Raw genomic sequence first — 21,594 nt, forward strand, 5'->3', positions numbered from 1 at the left:
GTCCGCGCGGCGCGGGGAGGAGCCAGTGGTGAACGCACCCGCACACGCCCCGGCGCCGGACGGCGTCCGCCGTACCGGGCGCGCCGTCCTCGTGGAGCGGCCCGGCGGCCACCGGCTGGTGGAGGCGCCCCGCGCCGAACCCGGCCCGGGCGAGGCGCGGGTGGCCGTGTACGCGGCCGGGCTCTGCGCCAGCGACCGCGAGGTGTACGCGGGCACCCGGGCCGAGGGCTACGTCCGCTACCCCGTCGTGCCCGGCCACGAGTGGTCCGGCACGGTGGAGGCGGTCGGCCCCGGCGCCGACCCGGCACTGGTGGGGCGGAAGGTGGTGGGCGAGGGGTTCCGCGCCTGCCTGGTCTGCGACCGCTGCCGCGAGGGCGCCACCAGCCTGTGCACCGGCGGCTACGACGAGACCGGCTTCACCCGGCCCGGCGCCTTCGCCGACTTCCTCGTCCTGCCCGCCCGGCTGCTGCACGTCCTCGACGACCGCGCCGACCTGCGCTCGGCCGCCCTGCTGGAGCCGGCCGCCGTGGTGGCGGCGGCGGTGCTGGCGGGCGGGCCGCGCTCCGGGGAGCGGATCGCAGTCGTCGGGGCGGGCACGCTCGGTCTGCTGGCCGTGCAGTTGCTGGCCGCGGTCTCCCCGGCCGAGCTGCTGGTCGTCGATCCCCGCACCGGACGCGCCGAGCAGGCACTGCCCATGGGCGCCACCGGGGTGTGCGCCCCGGCGGAGGCCGGCGGGCTGCACGGCCGCTACGACCTGGTGGTGGAGACCGCCGGCGCGCCCACCACCGCCCACGACTCCTGCCTGCTGGCCCGGCGCGGCGGGCGGGTGGTGCTGACCGGGCTGCCCGGGCCGGGCGCGCGGGGCATCGACCCCGTCCACCTGTCCGTCAGCCAGCTCACCGTCCGGTCCGTGTTCGGCGCCCCGCCGGCCGCCTGGGCCCATGCGGTACGGGCCTTCGACGCCGGGCTGCTCGCGCCCGCGCCCCTGATCACCCACGAGCTGCCGCTGGAGGAATTCGCCGCGGCCGTCGCGCTGGCCGGCGGCGGCGACCCCGGGGTCGGCAAGGTCCTGCTGCGGCCCTGACCCCGCCTTTCCGGCCGCCCGCGGCCCGGACCCGCGCCGTTGACCGCGAACGCCGTACGAGATGTCGAACAAGATCGAACCAGGGAGCATCGTGACCGAAGCGTCCATCAAACCCTCCGGCCCCCGCCGCCCCGGCGAGGCCGCCCTCGCCTCCCTAGGCCACCCCTGTCCCGACCGGAGCCCTTCCGAGTCCTCCCCGCACGCCTTCCCCGACGGCGGCACCTGGCGCACCGAGATCCCCTCCGTCGAGGGTCCCGAGGCCCTGGCCACCGTGCTGAAGGAGGCCGAGGCCCTGGACGTCCCCGTCCACCGGATCAGCCAGGGCAGCGGCGTGTGGATGCTGACCGACGCCGAGATCTCCGAGATGGCCGGCGCCTGCGCCGAACGGAACGTCGAGCTGTGCCTGTTCACCGGTCCGCGCGGCACCTGGGACACCGGCGCCGGCACCCGTACGTCCTCCGGCGGCGCGGGGCTGCGCGCCCGCGGCCACGACGCGCTCGCCGGATGCGTCGAGGACGCCGTACGCGCCACCGATCTCGGCGTGCGCTGCCTGCTGGTGGCCGACGAGGGCGTACTGCACACGCTGCACCGGATGCGGACGCGCGGCGTCCTGCCGGCCGACACCACGCTCAAGGTTTCGGCGCTGATCGGCCCGGTGAACCCGGCCTCCTACGCCGTCTTCGAGCGGCTGGGCGCCGACTCGATCAACGTGCCCTCCGACCTGACCCTGGAGCACCTGACCGAGATCCGCCGGGTCAGCCGCGCCCCGATGGACTTCTACCTGGAGGCCCCGGACGACCTCGGCGGCTATGTGCGGATGTACGACGCCGCCGAGCTGATCCGGCGCGGCGCGCCGGTCTACCTCAAGTTCGGGCTCAGCAAGGCCCCCGCCATCTACCCCTACGGCGCACACCTGCGCGACGCGACCCTGGACACCGCCCGCGAGCGGGTCCGCCGCGGCCGGCTCGCCCTGGACCTGCTGGCCCGCCTCGGCGCCGGGGACGGGATGTCCCCGCCCGGCTCCCGGCTGCCCGGCCCCCTCAACCGCTTCCCCGACGAACCCGGGAACCCCGTGTCCGCCGTGTCTTCCGCGTCCCCCGTGTCCGCCGCGTCCGAAGGGAACTGACCGCCATGCCCGACCGCTTCCGTGCCCGCACCCGCACCCGCGCCCTCAGAGCCGCCGTCGGCGCCTGCGCCGCCCTCGCCCTGTCCCTGACCGCCTGCGGCCAGAACTCCGAGGGCGGCAGGGACGGCGGCACCGGCGACGCCGCCGAGGGCGGCACCATCGGCATCGCCATGCCCACCAAGTCCTCCGAGCGGTGGATAGCCGACGGCCGGAACATGGTGAAGCGGTTCGAGGCCGCGGGCTACGAGACCGATCTGCAGTACGGCGACGACAAGGTGGAGAACCAGGTCGCGCAGATCGAGAACATGATCTCCAAGGGGCACAGGGCCCTGGTGGTCGCCGCCATCGACGGCTCCTCGCTCACCGACGTCCTCGGCCGGGCCGAGGAGGCGGGCATCCCCGTCATCGCCTACGACCGCCTCATCCGCGGCACCGGGAGCGTCGACTACTACGCCACCTTCGACAACTTCAAGGTCGGCGAGCTCCAGGCCCGTTACATCGTCGACGCCCTCGGGCTGGGGGAGGACGGCGGGAAGGGGGACGGGAAGTACAACCTGGAGCTGTTCGCCGGATCGCCGGACGACAACAACACCGGCTTCTTCTTCAAGGGCGCGATGAGCGTCCTCAAGCCCCGCATCGACGACGGGCGGCTGGTCGTGCGCAGCGGCCAGACGGAGATGAACCAGGTCACCACCCTGCGCTGGGACGGCGGCACGGCCCAGAAGCGCATGGACGACCTGCTCAGCCGCTACTACGGCAGCGAGCGCGTGGACGCGGTCCTCTCCCCCTACGACGGCATCTCCATCGGCGTCATCTCCGCCCTCAAGAGCGCCGGTTACGGCACGAAGGCCAAGCCCTACCCCGTCGTCACCGGCCAGGACGCCGAGCTGGCGTCGATCAAGTCGATCATCGCGGGCCAGCAGACCCAGACCGTCTTCAAGGACACCCGCAAGCTCGCCGAGCAGGCCGTGCGGATGACCGACGCCGTGCTGAAGGGCGACAAGCCCGAGGTCAACGACACCGAGTCCTACGACAACGGCGTCAAGACCGTCCCGGCCTACCTGCTGGAGCCGGTCAGCATCGACGAGTCCAACACCGAGCTGCTCGTGGACGAGGGCTACTACACCGCCGACCAGCTCAGGTAGCCCGGTCCGCCCCACCTCACCGCCGAGGAGCAGCCATGAGCAGCGTTCTGGAAATGCGCTCGATCACCAAGACCTTCCCCGGGGTCAGGGCGCTGTCCGGGGTCGATCTCACCGTCCGGCCGAAGGAGATCCACGCGGTCTGCGGGGAGAACGGGGCCGGCAAGTCGACGTTGATGAAGGTGCTCAGCGGTGTCCACCCGCACGGCAGCTACGAGGGGGAGATCCTCTTCGAGGGCGAGCCGTGCGCGTTCCGCGACATCCGGGCCAGCGAGCGGCGCGGCATCGTCATCATCCACCAGGAACTGGCGCTGGTGCCCTACCTGTCCATCGCCGAGAACATCTTCCTGGGCAACGAGCACGCCTCCCACGGCGTCGTCCGCTGGAACGAGACCGTCCGCCACGCCGCCGAGCTGATGCGGCGGGTCGGGCTGCGCGAGAACCCGCAGACCCGCGTCGCCGACATCGGCGTGGGCAAGCAGCAGCTGGTGGAGATCGCCAAGGCGCTGGCCAAGAGGGTGCGGCTGCTGATCATGGACGAGCCGACCGCCGCCCTCAACGACGAGGACAGCGCCAAGCTGCTGGACCTCATCGGGGAGCTGCGCTCCCAGGGCATCGCCTGCATCCTCATCTCCCACAAGCTGGGCGAGATCCGCGAGGTGGCGGACACCGTCACCGTCCTGCGCGACGGGCGGACGGTCGAGACGCTCGCCGTCCGCCCCTCCCCCGGCGCCCCCGCGGAGGTCTCGGAGGACCGGATCATCCGCGGCATGGTCGGCCGCGACCTGGACCACCGCTTCCCGCCGCGCACCCGCTACCGGGGGCCGGACGCCGGGCGGGTGGCGCTGGAGATCTCCGGCTGGACGGTCCGCCACCCCATCGACCACCAGCGCAAGGTCGTCGACGACGTGTCGCTGACGGTGCGGCGCGGCGAGGTCGTCGGCATCGCCGGGCTGATGGGCGCGGGCCGCACCGAGCTGGCGATGAGCGTCTTCGGGCGCTCCTACGGCCTGTACGCGGGCGGCACGGTGCGGATCGGCGGGCGGGAGGCCGACACCCGTACGGTGCCGCGGGCGGTCGCGCACGGTCTGGCGTACGTCACCGAGGACCGCAAGACCTACGGGCTGAACCTGATCGACACCGTCAGCCGCAACATCTCCCTGGCCTCGCTGCCGAAGCTGGCCCGGGCCGGAGTGGTGGACGAGCACCGGGAGCGGCGGGTCGCCGAGGGCTACCGCAGGTCGATGAACATCAAGACCCCGACCGTCTTCGAGCAGGTCGGCCGGCTCAGCGGCGGCAACCAGCAGAAGGTCGTGCTCGGCAGGTGGGTGCACGCCGATCCGGAGGTGCTGATCCTCGACGAGCCGACGCGCGGCATCGACGTCGGGGCGAAGTACGAGATCTACACCGCCGTCGACCGGCTCGCCGCCCAGGGCAGGGCGGTGCTGCTGATCTCCTCCGAGCTGCCGGAGCTGCTGGGGATGTGCGACCGGATCTACACCATGGCGGCCGGGCGGCTGACCGGCGAGGTGGCGCGCGAGGACGCCGACCAGGAAGTGCTGATGCGTCATATGACGATGGACGGAAGCCGAGGCAGCAGATGACGACCGAAGAGACCGCGGCGCGCAGGGGACCGGGAGGGTCCGCGGGCGGGCCGGTGAAGAGTCCCCGGGGCGGCTCCGGACCCCGCGGCGGCCCCCGCGGCACCGGAGGCGGTACGGGTGCCGGGGCGCTGCTGCTGCGGACCGTGCGCTCCAACATGCGGCAGTACGGGATGCTCGTCGCACTGGCGCTGATCGTCGTGCTGTTCCAGATCTGGACCGACGGCAACCTGCTCAAGCCCGTCAACGTGTCCAACATCGTCCAGCAGAACAGCTACATCCTGATCCTGGCCATGGGCATGATGATCGTGATCATCTCGGGCCACATCGACCTGTCCGTCGGCTCGCTGGCCGCCTTCGTCGGGGCCGCGGCGGCCGTGCTGATGGTCCACCACGACATGTCCTGGCCGGTGGCGCTGACCTGCTCGCTGCTGATCGGCGCGGCGGCCGGCGCCTGGCAGGGGTTCTGGATCGCCTACGTGGGCATCCCGTCGTTCATCGTGACGCTGGCGGGGATGCTGCTGTTCCGCGGCGGCACCCAGATCCTGCTGGAGGGGCAGTCGCTGGCGCCCTTCCCGCGCGGCTTCCAGAACATCAGCCAGGGCTTCCTGCCCGAGGGCGGCCCGCTGGAGAACTACCACGACCTGACGGTGCTGATCGGGGTGGTCGTGGTGGCGTTCGTGCTGTTCCAGGAGTGGCGCGACCGGCGCCGGCAGCAGGCGTACGAGCTGGAGGTGCTGCCGCTGAGCCTGTTCGTCCTCAAGTGCGTGGCGATCGTGGCGGCGGTGCTGGCGTTCACCCTGACGCTGGCCAGCTACCGGGGCGTCCCGGTGGTGCTGCTGATCATGTGCGGCATCCTGATCGGGCTGGGCTTCGTGATGCGCAACGCCGTCGTCGGCCGCCATGTGTACGCCCTCGGCGGCAACCGGGCCGCGGCCAGGCTGTCGGGTGTGAAGGACAGGCGGGTCACGTTCCTGGTCTTCGTCAACATGGGCGTGCTGGCGGCGCTGGCGGGCTGCGTGTACGCCGCCCGGCTGAACGCGGGCACCCCGCAGGCGGGCATCAACTTCGAGCTGGAGGCGATCGCCGCGGCGTTCATCGGCGGAGCCTCGATGAGCGGCGGTGTGGGTACCGTACTCGGGGCCGTCATCGGCGGTCTGGTGCTCGGCGTGCTCAACAACGGCATGTCCCTGGTGGGTATCGGCACCGACTACCAGCAGGTCATCAAGGGCCTGGTCCTGCTGGCGGCGGTGGGGTTCGACGTCTGGAACAAACGGAAGGTGGGATCGTGAGCACCAGCAGACGCAGTGTGATCGGCGCGGCCGCCGCGGCCGGGCTGGCGGCGGCGGCGACCGCGGGACCGGGCGCGGGGGCCGCGCACGCGAAGCCGGGCGAACCGTCCGCTCCGCGCCGCGCCCGCTTCGGCGAACTGGCGGACGGCACGGCGGTGGACGTCTGGACGCTGTCGTGCGGCGGCACCCGGCTGCGGGTGCTGTCCTACGGCGGCATCGTGCAGTCCCTGGAGGTGCCCGACCGGCACGGCCGCCTCGCCAACGTCTCGCTCGGCTTCTCCGACCCGGCCTCCTACGAGGCCCGCTCCCCCTACTTCGGGGCGCTCATCGGCCGCTACGGCAACCGCATCGCGCAGGGCCGCTTCACCCTGGACGGCAAGGCGTACGAGCTGCCGCGCAACGACGGCGGCAACACCCTGCACGGCGGCGACCGCGGCTTCGACAAGCGGATGTGGGCGGTGGAGCCGTTCACCCGGCGCGGCGAGACGGGGCTGGTGCTGACGCGCACCAGCGAGGACGGCGAGATGGGCTTTCCGGGGAGGCTGGAGGTCCGGGTGGAGTACGTGCTGGACCGGCACGGCGACTTCCGGATCGACTACGAGGCCACCACCGACAAGCCCACCGTCGTCAACCTCACCAACCACACGTACTTCAACCTCGCCGGCGAGGGCGGCGGCAGCGTCCTGGACCACGAGCTGGAGATCGCCGCCTCCCGGTACACGCCGGTCGGCGAGACGCTGATCCCCACCGGCGAGCTGGAGCGGGTCGCGGGCACGCCCTTCGACTTCCGGCGGGCCAAGCCGGTCGGGACGGACATCCGCAAGGCGCACCCGCAGATCCTGTACGGGCAGGGGTACGACCACAACCTGGTGCTGGACAAGGGCATCACCGCCGAGCCCGAGCACTTCGCCACCGTCCGCGAGCCGGTCTCCGGGCGGGTGATGCGGATCGCCACCACCGAGCCGGGCGTGCAGTTCTACAGCGGCAACTTCCTCGACGGCACGCTGGAGGGCACCTCGGGGCGGGTCTACCGGCAGAGCGACGGCTTCTGCCTGGAGACCCAGCACTTCCCCGACTCCCCCAACCAGCCGTCGTTCCCCACCACCGTGCTGCGGCCGGGGCGCACCTACCGCTCCACCACCGTCCACTCCTTCTCCACCGAGTAGACCGGGCGGGCCGGGGCGGGGCGCACCGGAGGCGGTACGCGTGAGGCGGGGGCGGCCCGGTCCGGGCCGCCCCCGCCTCCGTGCCGTCGGCACGCGGGCACGTCAGCCCGTCAGCCCGTCAGACCAGCCGGATCATGTTCCACGACATCGGCTCCAGGGTGGCGCGCAGCACCCCGCCGGCCAACTCGGTTCCCTCCCCCTGATGGGGGACGACCCGCTCGGGATCGGCGAGGGTGTTGCGGGCCTCGGGGTCCGCGTCGGCCAGCACGCTGTGCTCGGCGACCCGCTCCAGGGCGAGCCCGTGCAGGGCGACCTCCAGCGGCAGGGCGCCGTGCCGGTCCCGGTTGACGGCGAAGACGGTGAGGGCGCCGGTGGCCTCGTCCCGTACGGCGGTGGCGTGCAGCAGCGGCACCTCGCCGTACTTCGCGGTGGTGTACGTGGGCGACTGCACCCGCACGTCCAGCACCTGCCCGCGCCCGTGGCGGGACGCCTGGGCGAAGGGGTGGAAGGTGGTCTGCCGCCAGGCCGGGCCGCCGGGCTCGGTCATGATCGGGGCGATGACGTTGACGAGCTGGGCCAGGCAGGCGACGGCCACCCGGTCGGCGTGGCGCAGCAGGGCGATGAGCAGGGATCCGAAGACGACGGCGTCGGTGACGGTGTAGTTGTCCTCCAGCAGCCGGGGCGCCTCCTCCCAGTCGGGCAGGGGCCGGGCGTGGAAGCGGCGCTGGTACCAGACGTTCCACTCGTCGAAGGAGAGTTTGATGCGCTTGGGCGACTTCAGCCGGGCCCCGATGTGGTCGCAGGTGGCCACCACGTTCTCGATGAAGGACTCCATGTCCACCGCGGAGGCCAGGAAGGAGTCGCGGTCGCCGTCCTCCTCCTCGTAGTAGGCGTGCAGGGAGATGTGGTCGACCAGGTCGTAGGTCTCGGCCAGGACGGTGGCCTCCCAGGCGGCGAAGGTGTCCATCGCCTGGCTGGAGCTGCCGCAGGCGACCAGTTCGAGGGAGTCGTCGAGCTGGCGCATGGCGCGGGCGGTCTCGGCGGCCAGCCGGCCGTACTCGGCGGCGGTCTTGTGGCCGGTCTGCCAGGGGCCGTCCATCTCGTTGCCCAGGCACCACAGCCGGATGCCGTAGGGCTCCTTGTCGCCGTGGGCGGCGCGCAGGTCGGACAGGGCGGTGCCGCCGGGGTGGTTGGCGTACTCCAGCAGCTCGCGGGCCTCCGCCACACCGCGGGTGCCGAGGTTGACGGCCATCATGGGCTCGCCGCCGACCTTGCGGACGAAGTCGATGTACTCGGCCAGGCCGAAGCGGTTGCTCTCCACCGACCGCCAGGCGGCGTCGAGGCGGCGGGGGCGCTGCTCGGCCGGGCCGACGCTGTCCTCCCAGCGGTAGCCGGAGACGAAGTTGCCGCCGGGGTAGCGGATGGCGGTGACGCCCAGTTCACGGACCAGTTCCAGAACGTCGGTGCGCAGGCCCTGTTCGTCGGCGGAGGGGTGCCCGGGTTCGAAGACGCCCGTGTAGACGCAGCGGCCGAGGTGCTCCACGAAGGAGCCGAACAGCCGGGGGTCGACCTCGCCGACGGTGAAGGCGGGGTCGAGGGTGAACCTTGCGGTGTTCATGGATTCCTTCCGTCGGGGACGGTTCTGGGCGGTTCGGGGGGCGGGCTTCGGGGGTGGTGCGGCCGGGCGGGACCCGCCAGGGGTCCCGCCCGGCCGGAAGGTCTCGCCGGGGGTTCCGGCGGGGCTCTAGTGGACTACGGGCCAGCCGCCTTCCCAGCGCATCAGGTTGATGCCGAGGGTGGGCGAGCCGTTGTTGCCCCGGTCGTAGTAGTGGTAGACGAGCAGGTCGCCGTCGACGTCGGACATGACGGACTGGCCGCCGGGGCCGACGACCTGGCCGTGGGTCTCCAGGACGACCGTTCCGCCGTTGTCGCGCATGTCCACGCCGTCGCGGTCGCGGAACGGCCCGGTGGGGCTGGTGGAGCGGCCGACGCGGATGCTGTAGGTGCTGTCGGTGCCGGCGCAGCACTTGTCGAAGGAGGCGAACAGGTAGTAGTGGCCGCCGCGCTTGACCAGGGTCGGTCCCTCGATGCCGTTGCTGGTGGGGTTGCGGGCGGCCACGGAGTACAGGGTGCGGTCGCCGGGGTGCTGCTTGCCGGTGGACGGGTCGAGCCGGATCATCTTGATCCCCGTCCACCAGGAGCCGAAGGTCATCCACCACTTCCCGTCGTCGTCGACGAACAGGCTGGGGTCGATGGCGTTGTGGTCCGAGCCCGTGGTGGTGGTGTGCACCGGGCCGTGGTCGGTCCAGGTGCCGGGCAGTCCGCTGGGGCTGGTGGCCACGCCGATGGCGGAGTGGTTGGAGCCGAAGGTGGACAGGGAGTAGTACAGCCAGTACCGGCCGCCCTGCTTGGAGACGTCCGGGGCCCAGGGGCTGCGCTCGGGCGAGTAACGGCCCCACCAGGAGGGCGGGTCGGGGAACGCCGCCCCGGCGTGGGTGAAGCGGGTCCGGTCGGTGGAGATGCGCGCCTGGGGACCGTTGTGGGTGGAGTAGAGGATGTAGCGGCCGTCGTCGAGGCGGACCATCGACGGGTCGTGGACGGAGACGTCGCCGGTCACCAGGCCGGGCCCGGGGTAGGCGGAGGCGCTGCCGGGGACGAGGGCCACGAGCGTGCCCAGCAGGGCCGCGGCCAGGGCCGTCAGGGCCCGGCGGACGTGTGCCCGGCGGGCGTGGGTGCGGGAGGGCGGGCGGGAGGAAGTGCCGTGGGGGGTGCGGCTGTTCATCGGGCTCCTTCGGAAGTTCTCGGTGAGCGGCCGGGGTTCGCGGTTCCTCGGGACCTCCTCTCCCGTGTCCGGGGGCGGGCCCGCGCCGCCGTCACTGGCCGGCCAGCCCCGTGTGGGCGACGCCGCGGACGATCTGCCGCTGGAAGAAGGCGAAGACCAGCAGCAGCGGCAGTCCGGCGATGACCAGTGAGGCCATGACCTGGGCGTAGCGGGCGCCGTAGGTGGACTGGACGTTGACCAGGCCGACCGGCAGCGTCATCACGTTCGGGTCGGTGGTCACCAGGAACGGCCACAGGAAGTTGTTCCAGGTCTGGATGAAGGTGAAGATGGCGACGGCGGCCAGGACCGGCCGGGACAGCGGCACCACGACCGTCCAGAACACCCGCCAGCGTCCCGCGCCGTCGACGTAGGCGGCCTCCTCCAGTTCCCTCGGCACCCCCTCGAAGAACTTCACCAGGATGAACACCATCGCGGGGACGGCGACCTGGGGAAGGATCACTCCCCAGTAGGTGTCGACCAGCCCGAGGGAGACCATCTCGGCGAAGAGCGGGGCGATCAGCACCTGCGGCGGCACCATGATCCCGGCCAGCACCAGGCCGTAGAGGGCCCTCCGGCCGCGGAACTCGGTGCGCGAGAAGCCGTAGGCGGCCATGGCGCAGGTCGTGACGGTCAGCACGGTCGTCACCGTCGAGATGTAGGCCGAGTTGACCATCCAGCGCGCCAGGTCCCCGGAGGCCCACACCTTCTCGTACGCGTCGAAGGTGACGCGCGAGCCGATCCACTCCAGCGAGGTGCGCGTCGTCTCGTTCTCGGGCTTGAGCGAGGTGGCCACCGCCCAGGCCAGCGGCAGCACCCACAGCGCCGCCAGGACGAGGGCCGCGGCGAGCAGTGCGAAGCGGCCCGGCGTCCAGCGCGGCCGTCTGCCGGCCTCGCCGGCCGGCGAGGACTGCGGGGACGGTGGGGTCGGGAGCGTCCCGGCCGGCTCCCGGCCGGGGCCGGTGGACGGTGCGGCGGGGGTCACGGCCTTCGCGGTCGCGCTCACTTGGCGGCCTCCTCACGGGAACGGCGGGTCATCCGCAGGTGGATCAGCGAGACGATCACGATCAGGGCGAAGAAGACGTAGGAGACGGCCGAGGCGTAGCCGATCCGGTAGCCGGTGAAGCCGGCCTCGTAGACGTACTGCAGGATCGGACGGGTGCTCTCGTCGGGGCCTCCCCCGGTCATGATGTAGACCTGGTCGAAGATCTTCAGGGAGGCGAGGAGCTGGAGGACGACCACCACGCCCGTGGTGCGGTTGAGCATCGGCAGGGTGATGTGCCGCAGCCGCCGCCAGGCCCCGGCGCCGTCCAGTTCGGCGGCCTCGTACAGGTGCTGGGGGATGGCCTGGAGTGCGGCGAGGTAGAGCAGGAAGTTGAAGCCGACCGTCCACCACACGGTGGTCAGGACGATCGAGAGCATCGCGTAGCGGGTGTCGGTCAGCCAGCCGATGCCGGGGTCGAGACCGAACGACCGCAGCAGCAGGTCGGCCAGGCCGAAGTCGGACGGGTAGATCATCCACAGCCACAGCAGACCGACGACGCCCGACGGCAGCAGGAACGGCGTGAACCAGCTCAGCCGCCACAGCCACTGGACCACCCGCAGGTGGTGCGCGAGCAGCGCGAGGACGAGGCCCGTGACGACCAGGGGAACGGTGGACAGCAGCGTGAACCAGACCGTGTTCCACAGCGACGACCAGACCCCGGGGTCCCGCAGCGCCTCGGCGTAGTTGTCCAGGCCGGTGAAGGTGCCGCCGGTGCCGGTGATGTTGTCGTCGCCCAGGCTCATCCTCAGGCCCAGCAGCACCGGCCAGACCAGGAAGAGGGCGTACAGCAGCAGGAAGGGCGCGGTGAAGACCAGGCCGTGCTCGGTCCAGCGGCGGCCCGCGCTCAGGGGCCCGGTCCCGGTGCGGGCGGCCTCCGCGGCCGGCGGCGCCGGGGCGGTGGGCGTGGTCGCGGTCATGCGTCGCCTCCGAGCGGGTTTGGGGTGTCGAGCAGGGTCCGGAGCCGGGACCTGGCCTCCTCCAGTGCCTCCCGCGGTGTGCGGGAACCGGTGAGCACCCCGGAGAAGACCGCGCCGAGCTGGATCCACATGGACGACGCCGAGCCCGCGAACCACGCGGGCGGGTCCAGGACGACGTCGTCGATCACCGACCGGTACTCCGACTGGGGCTCCAGATCGAGGTAGTCGGGCTTCTCCAGGGTGGGGAGGTAGGCGGGGACGTGGCCGCCCTTGGCCCACTCGACGGTGTTCTTGAGCATCCAGGCGACGAAGGCGTGGGCCGCCTCGTTGCCCTCGCCGCCGCGGTCGCGCTGGTGCGGGAGGACGAAGCAGTGGGAGTCGGCCTGGACGGTGGGGCGCCCGAAGAGGTTGGGCACCCTGGTCATCGAGAACGGCAGGTCCAGGTTGGCGAAGGTGCTCACCTCCCATTCGCCGTTGAGGAGGAAGGCGCTCTCCCCGCCGCCGAAGACGCCGACCGTGCCGTTGTAGTCGATGCGGTGGTGGGCCAGGCCCTCCTCGACCAGCCGCCGCATGAAGCGCAGCACCTTCAGCGCCTTGGCGTCGTCGATGGTGATGCGGGTGGCGTCCTCGTTCAGCAGGGTGCCGCCCGTCTGGGAGTAGAAGGTGGAGAACAGGCGCCAGGGTCCGATGGTGCCGGCGCCGAGGGTCTCCATGACCAGACCGGGTCTGCCCGTGACCTCGCCCGCGGCGCGCAGCGCGGCGGCGAACGCCTCGGCCCCGCGGATCGGCCGCAGCTTTCCGTCCCCGCCCAGCAGTCCGGCCTCCGCGCAGACCTCGGTGTTGTAGTAGAGGACCATCGGATGGGTGTCGAGCGGGACGGCGTACTGCGCGCCGTCGATCCGGCCGCGCCGCCACAGGCCGGCGGGGAAGTCCTTCTCGGTGAGGCCGTGTTCGGCCAGCAGGTCGAGGTCGAAGGGGTCGAGCAGCCGGCCGGGGCCGAAGCCGGGCAGCCGCGCCAGGTGCAGGGCGGCGACCTCGGGGGCCCGGCCGCCGGCTCCCGCCATGCCGAGCTTGGTGTAGTAAGGGGCGCCCCACTGGAGCGTGGAGGCCTGGAGGGCGATCTCCGGGTGTGCCGCGCGGTAGGCGTTCAGCATCGTCTGCATGTTGACGCCGTCGCCGCCGCCGTAGAGGTGCCAGAAGCGCAGCCGGGTGCGGCCCGCGCCCACGGCGGCGGGGGCGGCGCATCCCGCTGTGCCGGCGACCCCGGTGGCCGTCACGGCCGCCAGAGCGGCCATGCCGCCGAGCACGCGCCGGCGGCTGGGGGCGCGGTCCGGCACGGAGGTTCGACGCATACGATCCACCCTCACGTTCGAAATCTCGAATACTGATCGGATCTCCGAACGGGAAAGTAGGATCGAACACCGCTCACGTCAATGGTTCGCGCAGAAACCGCCCCGGCGAGCGGCCGGGGCGTCCGCACCCCCGCGGCCTTTGGGCGCGATCCGCTCAGCCGGTCCTCTCCGGGCGGGTGTTCGCTACGCTGCGATCCGCCGCCCTGCACGGCGGGGCCCGAGCCGCCGGTCGGCCCGCCCGCCCGGAACGGCCCGGGCCACCTCACCCACCGCTGGAGTCCCCGTGACCACAGACAGCCGGTCCGCCGACGCGCCGGACACCACCGTCACGTTCATCAACGTCTTCGAGATATCCGCCGAGCACCTCGACGCGTTCGTCGCCCGATGGGAGCAGCGCGCCGCCCTCATGCGCACCAGGCCGGGTTTCATCGACTCCCGGCTGCACCGGGCCCGTTCGGCGGAGACCCGCTTCCAGCTCGTCAACGTGTCCCACTGGGAGAGCCAGGAGGCGTGGGAGGCGGCCGTGGCGGACCCCGGGTTCCGCGAGCGCGCCCAGGCCGCGCAGGACGACCCGCGGACACGGATCACCTCGAGCCGGGGCCTGTACGACGTCGTCGTCGAACTCTCCGCCGCGACGGCGGAACCGGAGTAGTCCCCGCCCCGCTGCGCCGGTCCACCCCGAGGACGCGGGACGGAAGGGAACGGCCCCGCCCTAGGTGCACCACCACAGGAAGCGTTCGCAGGTGCGCGTCGGCTCGGGCTCGGGTTCCGGTTCCGCCGGAGGCGGCGGCGGATCGGCGGGCCGCGTCTCCTGGGGCGGCGGCTCGGGGGCCCGGGTGGGGTCGGCGGTGGGCTCGGGGGCCGTGGTGACGCTGCCGCTCTCCACCGCGGTGGTCGAGGGGTCCGCGGAGGAGGAGGGATCCGCCGAGGAGTCCGCCGACTCCGACGGCCCGGCCGAGGAGGAGCCCGACGCGGAGGGCTCGGCGGAGGAGGAGCCCGACGGGCCGGCGCCCGGCCGCTCCGCCCCGGGCGGCTGCTCGTCGGAGTCGGCGGATCCGGCGCCCTCCTCGCCGTCGGACTCGTCCACACCGCCGTCCGGGGAGACGCCCGGGATGGGCAGCTCCTTCAGCACGCCCTCGGTGGTGAACTCCGCGACGCCGAGGGTGGCCAGTCCGGCGCCGAGTATCAGGCCAACCACGGCCGCACGGCGCCGCCGCCCCGCCTGCGACCGCGCCCGGCGGCCGCGCCGCCGCGCGGCGCGTGCCGCCGCACGGCCCCCGCCGTGCCCGCCGTCCGGGTAGTCGCCGTGCCCGCCGTCACCGTCGCCTTCGCCGTGCCCGCCGCGTTCACCGTGTTCGCCGCGTTCGTCTTGCCCGCCGCGTTCACCGTGTTCGCCGCCGTACCCGCCGTAAGCCTCCGCGCCGTACGCGTCGCCGTATGTGTCGCGGGTGCCGCCGTGGGGACCCGGGCCGCCGCCGGGGGCCTCCTGCCCGGCCTGCCGGGACCGCGGTTGGGCGCCTTCGCGACCGCCCTGGTGACCGTGCCCGCCGTCCTGCCCGTACCCGCCTCCGTGACCGCTGCCGTACCCGCCGTACGCCTCCGCGCCGTGCACGCCGCCGCTGTGCGGACCGTACGGGCCGTGCCCCTGGCCGTACGGATCGGCGGAGGCCGGAGCGGAGGTGTCCGCCGGTGCCAGGACGTGGCTGGGTGTGCCGCAACCCGGGCAGGAGAGGGCGCCGTTGAGATGCCGACGGCATGTGACGCAGTAGGTCATGGAGTCCGCAGGCTACGAGGCTCGGAAGGAAGAGGAGAAGGTGCTCCCTGTGAAGATCTGGTGTCAACCCGCGAAAGGCGGCGCCGCCAGCCCCTCCCCCGCGTCCGGCAGCACCATCAGCGAGCCGGCCAGTGGTTCCGCGCCGGGGTCGGCGCCCGTCCGTGCCGTGGTGATGTAGAGGTCCCGCAGACCCGGCCCGCCGAACGCGCACGCCGTCGTGTTGGAGGCCGGGACGGCGACCGTCCGGTCCAGCCTGCCGTCGGGGGTGTAGCGCCGGACCGCGCCCCCGCCCCACAGCGCGACCCAGACGCAGCCCTCCGCGTCCACCGTCAGCCCGTCGGGGAAGCCCGCGCCCTCCTCGATCCGTGCCAGCGTCCGGCGGCCCAGCACCTCGGGGCCGTCGGTGTCGAAGACGTCGATCCGGCGGGTGGGGGTGTCGATGTAGTACATCAGCCGCCCGTCCGGGCTCCAGCCCGTGCCGTTGCCGATGGTCACGTCCGCCAGGACCGTGACGGCCGAGCCGTCCGGGGCGATGCGGCTGAGCGTGCCCCCGCCCGGGCGCTCGTCGTACGCCATCGTCCCCGCCCACAGCGCGCCGTCGGGGGCGACGGCGGCGTCGTTGCCCCGGCGGCCCGCGACGGGCTCGTGGTGCAGCCACGAGAACGAGCCGTCCCCGTCGTACAGGCCCACCCCGTCGCGGAGGTTGACCACCAGGCCGCCCCTCGCCCGCGGCTTGGCCGCGCCCACGTGCTGCTCGGTCGCCAGCACCGTGCGGCGGCCGTCGGCCGGGGCGTAGGTGTGCACCCGGCTCCCGAGGATGTCCACCCACACCAGGCGCTCGCGCTCCGCGTCCCATGTGGGCCCCTCGCCCAGCAGCGCGTCCTGCCGCACCGCGACCTCGAGTCGCGCCGGTGTCCCTGATCCGGCCATGGCCGTCCCGCCCCTCTCCCGCTCGTCGGCCGCCGGTCGGCGTCCGCGTGTCCGTTCGTGCCCGCCCGTCTCAGCCCGGCTACGCCGCGCCGCGGTGCCCCAGCCGCGCCGACAGTTCGGCCGCGCCCCCGACCGCCAGGGCCTCCAGCTCGGCGCGCCGCTCCTCGCTCCAGCGGATCATGGGCACCGAGATGCTGAGCGCCGCGACCACCTTCCCCGTGCCGTCGCGCACGGGTGCGGCCACGCAGCTCACATCGGGGTTGGACTCGCGCCGCTCGACGGCGACGCCGCGTGCGCGGATCTCGGCCAGCGCCTCGCGCAGCTTCTCCGGCGAGGTGATGGAGTTCTCCGTCATCGCCCGCAGCGGCTCGTCGCCGGGGCCGGGCAGGCGCGCGTCCAGCTCGTCCGGGGGCAGCGAGGCCAGCAGCATCTTCCCCACCGAGGTGCAGTGCGCGGGCAGGCGCCGGCCGGCGGCGGAGACCATGCGGACCGCGTGGGTGCTGTCCACCTTGGCGATGTAGATGACGTCGGTGCCCTCCAGGATGGCCACGTGCACGGTCTCGTCGCAGGTCTCGGCGACGCTCCGGGCCACCTGCTGCCCTTCGGCGGCGAGGTCGAGCTGCTCGGCGTAGCGGCTCCCGAGCTGGTAGGTGCGCACCCCGAGCCGGTAACGTCCGGGCTGCTCGGGCACGGGCACCAGATACGAGCGCGCGGCCAGGGTGGTCACCAGCTCGTGGACGGTGGTGCGGGGCAGGCCGAGCTTCCGGGTGATCTCCGGTGCCGACAGGATCCCGTCCCCGTCCAGGAAGAGTTCCAGAATGTCGAGAGCCCTTGTCACGGCCGGTACGAGGCGCCCCATGGCAGCCCTCCCCTTCTCCCCCGAGGGCTCCGGGCTCACCGGCACCCGCGATCGTTCGAGATCCCGAAGGATGACCGGAATCACGAACACAGGCTAGCCGCAGCCCGAAGTGCCCCGCAACGATCCGGCTCCGGGCCGCGCCCGGCCCACGTACGGCCCACGTACGGCCGTGGCGTGCGGCGCCCGCATGGACGGCGCCGTCCGTGGAACCCGCACTCCATGACGAGCACCGTCGTGGAAGGCCGCACGATCGAGCTGACCAGCCTGGACAGGGTCCTCTACCCCGCCGCCGGCTTCACCAAGGGCGATGTCGTGGACTACTACGCCTCCGTCGCCGAGGTGCTCCTGCCCCATCTGCGCGACCGCCCGGCATCCTTCGTCCGCGCCCCCCGCGGTGTGGAGGCCGAGTCGTTCATGGCGAAGCACGTGCCGCCCGGCACACCGGAGTGGGTGACCGTGTGCGAGGTCCACCGCGTCGGCGGGAGGACCGACCGGCAGGTCGTCGTCCAGGACCTGCCGACACTGCTGTGGGCGGCCAACCTCTCCGTCCTGGAGCTGCACACCCCCCAGTGGCGGCTTCCCGACGAGGGGATGGCCGACCGGCTGGTGTTCGACCTCGACCCCGGCGCCCCCGCCACGATCGTCCAGTGCTGCGCGGTCGCCCGGTGGCTGCGCGACCGGCTGGAGCGCGACGGCCTGCCCTCGTACGCCAAGACGTCCGGCTCCAAGGGGCTGCACGTGCTCGCCCCGCTGCGGCCCGCCGGCTCCGAGGCCGCGGCCGGCTACGCGGAGCGGCTGGCCCGCGAGGCGGCCGAGGCGCTGCCGGACCTCGTCGTGGACCAGGTGCCCCGGCGGCTGCGCGAGGGCCGGGTCTTCGTCGACCACGGCCAGAACCTGTGGACACGGACCACCGCCGCCCCGTACACCCTGCGCGCACGGCCCCGGCCGGCCGTCTCCACCCCGGTGACATGGGACGAGGTCGCCGGCTGCGAACAGCCCGGCGACCTCGTCTTCACGGCCGGCGATCTGGCCTCCCGGCTGGAGAGGCACGGCGATCCGCTCGCCCCCCTCCTGGACCCCTCCCGCGCGGGGCGCCTGCCGGACGGCCCCTGACGCGCGGGGCGGCGGATCCCCTCAGGCGTTGCCGGTGCCCCAGCCGTCGTCGAACGGCGTGCGCTGCTCGACACGGCGGCCGCGCAGCATGCGCACCCGGTCGGAGACCGGACCCGGCACCCGGTCGCCCACCCGGTCGGAGACCGTGCTCAGCGCCTTGCCGGCCATCTCCCGCCCGTTGTGCGCGGCGGACTCGTAGGCATTGCGCACCGCGGGGTTCTCGGCGAACTTCCGGGCCTTCTCGCGCAGTTGCTCGTACTTCTCCCGCCCGGCCCGCGTGCCGAACACGTACCCGACGGCGACTCCTACGACGAACGTGAGCCGGTAGCGCATGGCTCCACCCTTTCTCAGGTCTCTTCCGGCGCAGCCCGGCCGCGCGGGCGTGCGCCTGTCGGTCTGCGGCGGACGTTCCACCGGGTACCCCGAGGCGCGCCGCGAATACCGATTTCAGAGCACCCCCCGGCATGCGCTACTGTATTCCTCGCCAGCGGGGAACGCCCCCGGGAAACCGGAACGGGCGCCTCCAGGCAGCAGTCCCCTGTAGCTCAATTGGCAGAGCAGCCGGCTGTTAACCGGCAGGTTACTGGTTCGAGTCCAGTCGGGGGAGCAGTGGACGAAGGGCCCCGCGAGGGGCCCTTCGTCTTGTCTCCGATCCTGCGCCCGATCCTGCGCCCGACCCCGTTGTCCGGCGCCCCTCCGGAGCGCCTGCTCCGTTCCGGCGACGGGCCTCCGGCCCGTGGTGACGGGCCCCTCGGCCCCTGCCTCACCCCGGCACGGGCGGGAGATCGTATGAGCGGCTATGCTGCGGCAGACGGCGCGCACAGATGTGCGTGGCGCGCCGTCCCGGGGCGGTAGCTCAGCCGGTTAGAGCAGCGGACTCATAATCCGTCGGCCGTGGGTTCGAGTCCCACCCGCCCCACCCCGCACTCCCTCCGGGCCCGGGAGCCGGAACGGCTCCCGGGCGGAAGCGCCCCATCCCCGGACCGGCCCGAGACCGTTCGCGGCCGGCCTCCTGAGCAGCGCATACGCGTCGGCGTCCGGCCTCCGGAGCACCCGCCTGTGCGAAACTTGGCCTCGATTCCACGCGAACGGGCTCTTCCGACAGCGCACGTCCAGGGCCCGCCCGATCCGTCCCACGGGGGGAGAGAGCCTTGTCGATGAAACGCACACCGCTTCCGGGGGTCGGCGTCCAGTACGACGTCACCACCCGCTCCGGACGACACCTGTCCGTCGTCGCCCACCAGGACGGTCGGCGCTTCCTGGGCTTCTACGACCCCGAGGACCCCGACACCTGCCAGGCGTCCTTCCAGCTCGACCCCGACGAGGCCGCCTCCCTGGGCGCGCTCATCGCCCCCGCACCCGACTCGCCGGACCTGGCCGTCGGGGAGCTGGACCTGGCCACCGAGCGGATCCCGGTGACCGCCAAGTCCCCCTACCGGGGACGGCCGCTGGGCGACACCCGCGCCCGCACCCGCACCGGGGCGTCCATCGTCGCGGTCCTGCGGCGCACCGCGCCGCACCCGGCGCCGGGCCCGGACTTCAGACTGGAGGCGGGCGACGTCCTCGTGGTCGTGGGCACCCGCCAGGGCGTCGAGGAACTCGCCCAGATCATCGCGGGGGGCTGAGCATGCACGACACCACCATGCTCCTCATCGAACTGGGCGCGATCATCCTGGGCCTGGGGATCATCGGCCGGTTCGCCGGACGGATCGGCCTGTCCGCCATCCCCCTCTACCTGCTGGCCGGGCTCGCCTTCGGCCACGGCGGCATCTTCGAGCTCAGCGCCAGCGAGGAGTTCATCGCGATCGGCGCCGAGATCGGGGTGATCCTGCTGCTGCTCCTGCTGGGCCTGGAGTACAGCGCCTCCGAGCTGGTGGACAACCTCAGGACGCAGTACCCCTCGGGCGCGGTGGACTTCGTCCTCAACGCCACGCCCGGAGCGGTCGCCGCCCTCGTCCTGGGCTGGGGGCCGGTGGCCGCCGTGGCGCTGGCCGGCGTCACCTGGATCTCGTCCTCCGGCGTGATCGCCAAGATCCTCACCGACCTGGGCCGGCTCGGCAACCGCGAGACGCCCGTCGTCCTCGGCATCCTCGTCATGGAGGACCTGGCGATGGCGGTCTACCTGCCGATCCTGACCACCCTGCTGGCCGGCGTCGGCCTGATGGGCGGCGGCATCACCCTGGTCGTCGCCCTGGGCACGGTGGGCCTGGTCCTCTACGTCGCGCTGCGCCACGGCCGCGTGATCAGCCGGGCAGTCTCCTCCGACAACCCCGAACTGCTGCTGCTGGTGGTGCTCGGCCTGACCGTCCTGATCGCCGGGATCGCCCAGCAGCTCCACGTCTCGGCGGCGGTCGGCGCGTTCCTCGTCGGCATCGCCCTGTCCGGTGAGGTCGCCGAGAGCGCCCAGCGGCTGTTCACCCCGCTGCGGGACCTTTTCGCGGCGGTGTTCTTCGTCTTCTTCGGACTGTCCACCGACCCGGGCAACATGCCGCCGGTGATCGTCCCGGCGCTGGTCCTGGCCGCGGTGACCGTGGTGACCAAGGTCGTCACCGGCTGGTACGCGGCGCAGCGCGCAGGCATCAGTCCCAGGGGCCGGCTGCGGGCCGGCGGCGCCCTGGTGGCGCGCGGGGAGTTCTCCATCGTCATCGCCGGCCTGGCCGCCGGGGTGGCCGCCGAGATCCGGCCGCTGGCCACCGCGTACGTGCTGCTGATGGTGATAATCGGCCCGCTGGCCGCCCGCTGGACGGAGCCGGCGGTCAGGGCCCTGATGCCCCGGCTGGTGAAGGTCTCCCCCGGCCCGTCGGGGCGGCCGCCGGGCAAGGGGCCCGAGGGACCCGAGGGACCCGAGGGACCCGAGGGACTCGGCACCTCCTCCGACACCGCGGCCCGCGCGGACTCCCCCACCAAGCCGTAGGGCCGGAAGGAACCGCCCGCGGCCGGTGAGGCATCATCTCCTGCATGGGGATAGTCGCCGGTCTGGACAGTTCGTCCGAGTACACCCGCATCGTCGTCTGCGACACCGACACCGGTGCCGTCGTCAGACAGGGATACGCCCCGCATCCCGTGTCCGGGAGCACCGGCGGCGGGGAGGACGGCACCGGAGCGGCCGCGGGCAGGCGCACCGAGACCGACCCGCAGACCTGGCTGCTCTCGCTCGGCGACGCCGCGGCCGGCGGGGTCCTGGAGGGCGTCCGGGCCATCGGGGTCTCGGCGCAGCAGAACGGGCTGGTCGCGCTCGACGAGGCCGGCGATCCGGTGCGGCCCGCGCTGGTCGGCAACGACCGGCGCGCGCAGACCGCCGCGGCCGACCTCGTCGACGCGCTCGGTGGACGCGAGGCGTGGGCGCAGGCGGTGGGCGCCGTGCCGCAGGCCGCG

20 protein-coding genes and 2 tRNA genes are annotated in these 21,594 nt (G+C 73.1%); 13 read left to right on the forward strand and 9 right to left on the reverse strand.

The window, feature by feature from the left end; all coding sequences use genetic code 11:
* Positions 1 to 28: 28 nt before the first annotated feature.
* The 6 genes from ACLIYP_RS21475 (at position 29) to ACLIYP_RS21500 (ending at position 7,411) form a co-directional block, all read left to right on the forward strand.
* Positions 29 to 1,084 (forward strand): zinc-dependent alcohol dehydrogenase, encoded by a 1,056-nt coding sequence (locus ACLIYP_RS21475; protein ID WP_412714758.1) that lies wholly within the window; start codon positions 29 to 31, stop codon positions 1,082 to 1,084.
* 91 nt (positions 1,085 to 1,175) lie between these two features.
* Positions 1,176 to 2,210: a hypothetical protein gene (locus ACLIYP_RS21480; RefSeq protein WP_412714759.1), complete on the forward strand. Its 1,035-nt coding sequence runs from the start codon at positions 1,176 to 1,178 to the stop codon at positions 2,208 to 2,210.
* Positions 2,211 to 2,215: 5 nt separating this feature from the next.
* Positions 2,216 to 3,355 (forward strand): multiple monosaccharide ABC transporter substrate-binding protein, encoded by a 1,140-nt coding sequence (gene chvE / locus ACLIYP_RS21485; RefSeq protein ID WP_412714760.1) that lies wholly within the window; start codon positions 2,216 to 2,218, stop codon positions 3,353 to 3,355.
* 35 nt (positions 3,356 to 3,390) lie between these two features.
* Entirely contained in the window at positions 3,391 to 4,956 is a 1,566-nt protein-coding gene (gene mmsA / locus ACLIYP_RS21490; RefSeq protein WP_412714761.1) for a multiple monosaccharide ABC transporter ATP-binding protein, read from the forward strand.
* A gap of 155 nt (positions 4,957 to 5,111) precedes the next feature.
* On the forward strand, positions 5,112 to 6,245 hold the full coding sequence (mmsB, locus tag ACLIYP_RS21495; protein ID WP_412714775.1) for a multiple monosaccharide ABC transporter permease: 1,134 nt from the start codon (positions 5,112 to 5,114) through the stop codon (positions 6,243 to 6,245).
* Complete coding sequence (locus ACLIYP_RS21500) at positions 6,242 to 7,411, forward strand: aldose epimerase family protein (RefSeq protein WP_412714762.1); 1,170 nt, start codon at positions 6,242 to 6,244, stop codon at positions 7,409 to 7,411. The genes mmsB and ACLIYP_RS21500 overlap by 4 nt, the downstream gene beginning before the upstream one ends.
* Positions 7,412 to 7,529: 118 nt before the next feature.
* Here ACLIYP_RS21500 and arfA read toward each other — a convergent pair whose 3' ends face one another.
* From arfA to ACLIYP_RS21525, 5 genes are all read right to left on the reverse strand, one after another.
* Entirely contained in the window at positions 7,530 to 9,029 is a 1,500-nt protein-coding gene (gene arfA, locus ACLIYP_RS21505) for an arabinosylfuranosidase ArfA (RefSeq protein WP_412714763.1), read from the reverse strand.
* Positions 9,030 to 9,155: 126 nt separating this feature from the next.
* A complete protein-coding gene (locus tag ACLIYP_RS21510) occupies positions 9,156 to 10,193 on the reverse strand; it encodes an arabinan endo-1,5-alpha-L-arabinosidase (protein ID WP_412714764.1) in 1,038 nt (345 codons plus the stop codon).
* 91 nt (positions 10,194 to 10,284) lie between these two features.
* Positions 10,285 to 11,082: a carbohydrate ABC transporter permease gene (locus ACLIYP_RS21515; protein ID WP_412714776.1), complete on the reverse strand. Its 798-nt coding sequence runs from the start codon at positions 11,080 to 11,082 to the stop codon at positions 10,285 to 10,287.
* A gap of 149 nt (positions 11,083 to 11,231) precedes the next feature.
* Complete coding sequence (locus ACLIYP_RS21520) at positions 11,232 to 12,191, reverse strand: carbohydrate ABC transporter permease (RefSeq protein WP_412714765.1); 960 nt, start codon at positions 12,189 to 12,191, stop codon at positions 11,232 to 11,234.
* Positions 12,188 to 13,543 carry an extracellular solute-binding protein gene (locus tag ACLIYP_RS21525; RefSeq protein ID WP_412714766.1) on the reverse strand — a complete coding sequence of 452 codons (1,356 nt, stop codon included), beginning with the start codon at positions 13,541 to 13,543 and terminating at the stop codon, positions 12,188 to 12,190. The genes ACLIYP_RS21520 and ACLIYP_RS21525 overlap by 4 nt, the downstream gene beginning before the upstream one ends.
* Before the next feature lie 283 nt (positions 13,544 to 13,826).
* Here ACLIYP_RS21525 and ACLIYP_RS21530 point away from each other — a divergent pair, with 283 nt between their 5' ends.
* Positions 13,827 to 14,195 (forward strand): antibiotic biosynthesis monooxygenase family protein, encoded by a 369-nt coding sequence (locus ACLIYP_RS21530; protein WP_412714767.1) that lies wholly within the window; start codon positions 13,827 to 13,829, stop codon positions 14,193 to 14,195.
* Positions 14,196 to 14,255: 60 nt separating this feature from the next.
* Here the strand turns inward: ACLIYP_RS21530 and ACLIYP_RS21535 are convergent, their stop codons facing one another.
* The 3 genes from ACLIYP_RS21535 to ACLIYP_RS21545 form a co-directional block, all read right to left on the reverse strand.
* The gene (locus ACLIYP_RS21535; RefSeq protein WP_412714768.1) at positions 14,256 to 15,317 is read right to left on the reverse strand and encodes a hypothetical protein; all 1,062 of its coding nucleotides are present in this window, start codon (positions 15,315 to 15,317) and stop codon (positions 14,256 to 14,258) included.
* A gap of 63 nt (positions 15,318 to 15,380) precedes the next feature.
* Positions 15,381 to 16,247 (reverse strand): SMP-30/gluconolactonase/LRE family protein, encoded by an 867-nt coding sequence (locus ACLIYP_RS21540; RefSeq protein WP_412714769.1) that lies wholly within the window; start codon positions 16,245 to 16,247, stop codon positions 15,381 to 15,383.
* A gap of 79 nt (positions 16,248 to 16,326) precedes the next feature.
* Positions 16,327 to 17,106: an IclR family transcriptional regulator gene (locus ACLIYP_RS21545; protein ID WP_412714770.1), complete on the reverse strand. Its 780-nt coding sequence runs from the start codon at positions 17,104 to 17,106 to the stop codon at positions 16,327 to 16,329.
* Positions 17,107 to 17,325: 219 nt separating this feature from the next.
* Between ACLIYP_RS21545 and ligD the strand changes: the two genes are divergently transcribed.
* Entirely contained in the window at positions 17,326 to 18,219 is an 894-nt protein-coding gene (gene ligD / locus ACLIYP_RS21550) for a non-homologous end-joining DNA ligase (RefSeq protein ID WP_412714771.1), read from the forward strand.
* A 21-nt stretch (positions 18,220 to 18,240) separates the two neighbouring features.
* On the opposite strand, the gene ACLIYP_RS21555 is transcribed toward ligD, so the two are convergent.
* The gene (locus ACLIYP_RS21555) at positions 18,241 to 18,552 is read right to left on the reverse strand and encodes a YtxH domain-containing protein (RefSeq protein WP_093654652.1); all 312 of its coding nucleotides are present in this window, start codon (positions 18,550 to 18,552) and stop codon (positions 18,241 to 18,243) included.
* Positions 18,553 to 18,753: 201 nt separating this feature from the next.
* Here ACLIYP_RS21555 and ACLIYP_RS21560 point away from each other — a divergent pair.
* The 5 genes from ACLIYP_RS21560 to ACLIYP_RS21580 form a co-directional block, all read left to right on the forward strand.
* Positions 18,754 to 18,826, forward strand: a tRNA-Asn gene (locus tag ACLIYP_RS21560).
* A 238-nt stretch (positions 18,827 to 19,064) separates the two neighbouring features.
* A tRNA-Ile gene (locus ACLIYP_RS21565) sits at positions 19,065 to 19,138 on the forward strand.
* A 232-nt stretch (positions 19,139 to 19,370) separates the two neighbouring features.
* Complete coding sequence (locus ACLIYP_RS21570; protein ID WP_412714772.1) at positions 19,371 to 19,844, forward strand: cation:proton antiporter regulatory subunit; 474 nt, start codon at positions 19,371 to 19,373, stop codon at positions 19,842 to 19,844.
* Positions 19,845 to 19,846: 2 nt separating this feature from the next.
* The gene (locus tag ACLIYP_RS21575; RefSeq protein ID WP_412714773.1) at positions 19,847 to 21,133 is read left to right on the forward strand and encodes a cation:proton antiporter; all 1,287 of its coding nucleotides are present in this window, start codon (positions 19,847 to 19,849) and stop codon (positions 21,131 to 21,133) included.
* 44 nt (positions 21,134 to 21,177) lie between these two features.
* The coding region (locus tag ACLIYP_RS21580; RefSeq protein ID WP_412714774.1) for an FGGY family carbohydrate kinase at positions 21,178 to 21,594 on the forward strand (417 nt) is incomplete at its 3' end.

Origin of the sequence: Streptomyces nanhaiensis (assembly GCF_046614825.1) — a bacterium.
Classification (GTDB): domain Bacteria; phylum Actinomycetota; class Actinomycetes; order Streptomycetales; family Streptomycetaceae; genus Streptomyces; species Streptomyces radiopugnans.

Bases quoted from the DNA above. Each gene is read 5' to 3' on its own strand.
- ACLIYP_RS21525 (WP_412714766.1), bottom strand. From the start codon at position 13,543: ATGCGTCGAACCTCCGTGCCGGACCGCGCCCCCAGCCGCCGGCGCGTG.
- ACLIYP_RS21520 (WP_412714765.1), bottom strand. From the start codon at position 12,191: ATGACCGCGACCACGCCCACCGCCCCGGCGCCGCCGGCCGCGGAGGCC.
- arfA (WP_412714763.1), bottom strand. From the start codon at position 9,029: ATGAACACCGCAAGGTTCACCCTCGACCCCGCCTTCACCGTCGGCGAG.
- ligD (WP_412714771.1), top strand. From the start codon at position 17,326: ATGACGAGCACCGTCGTGGAAGGCCGCACGATCGAGCTGACCAGCCTG.
- chvE (WP_412714760.1), top strand. From the start codon at position 2,216: ATGCCCGACCGCTTCCGTGCCCGCACCCGCACCCGCGCCCTCAGAGCC.
- mmsB (WP_412714775.1), top strand. From the start codon at position 5,112: ATGCGGCAGTACGGGATGCTCGTCGCACTGGCGCTGATCGTCGTGCTG.
- ACLIYP_RS21510 (WP_412714764.1), bottom strand. From the start codon at position 10,193: ATGAACAGCCGCACCCCCCACGGCACTTCCTCCCGCCCGCCCTCCCGC.
- ACLIYP_RS21545 (WP_412714770.1), bottom strand. From the start codon at position 17,106: ATGGGGCGCCTCGTACCGGCCGTGACAAGGGCTCTCGACATTCTGGAA.
- ACLIYP_RS21555 (WP_093654652.1), bottom strand. From the start codon at position 18,552: ATGCGCTACCGGCTCACGTTCGTCGTAGGAGTCGCCGTCGGGTACGTG.
- ACLIYP_RS21540 (WP_412714769.1), bottom strand. From the start codon at position 16,247: ATGGCCGGATCAGGGACACCGGCGCGACTCGAGGTCGCGGTGCGGCAG.
- mmsA (WP_412714761.1), top strand. From the start codon at position 3,391: ATGAGCAGCGTTCTGGAAATGCGCTCGATCACCAAGACCTTCCCCGGG.
- ACLIYP_RS21575 (WP_412714773.1), top strand. From the start codon at position 19,847: ATGCACGACACCACCATGCTCCTCATCGAACTGGGCGCGATCATCCTG.
- ACLIYP_RS21535 (WP_412714768.1), bottom strand. From the start codon at position 15,317: ATGACCTACTGCGTCACATGCCGTCGGCATCTCAACGGCGCCCTCTCC.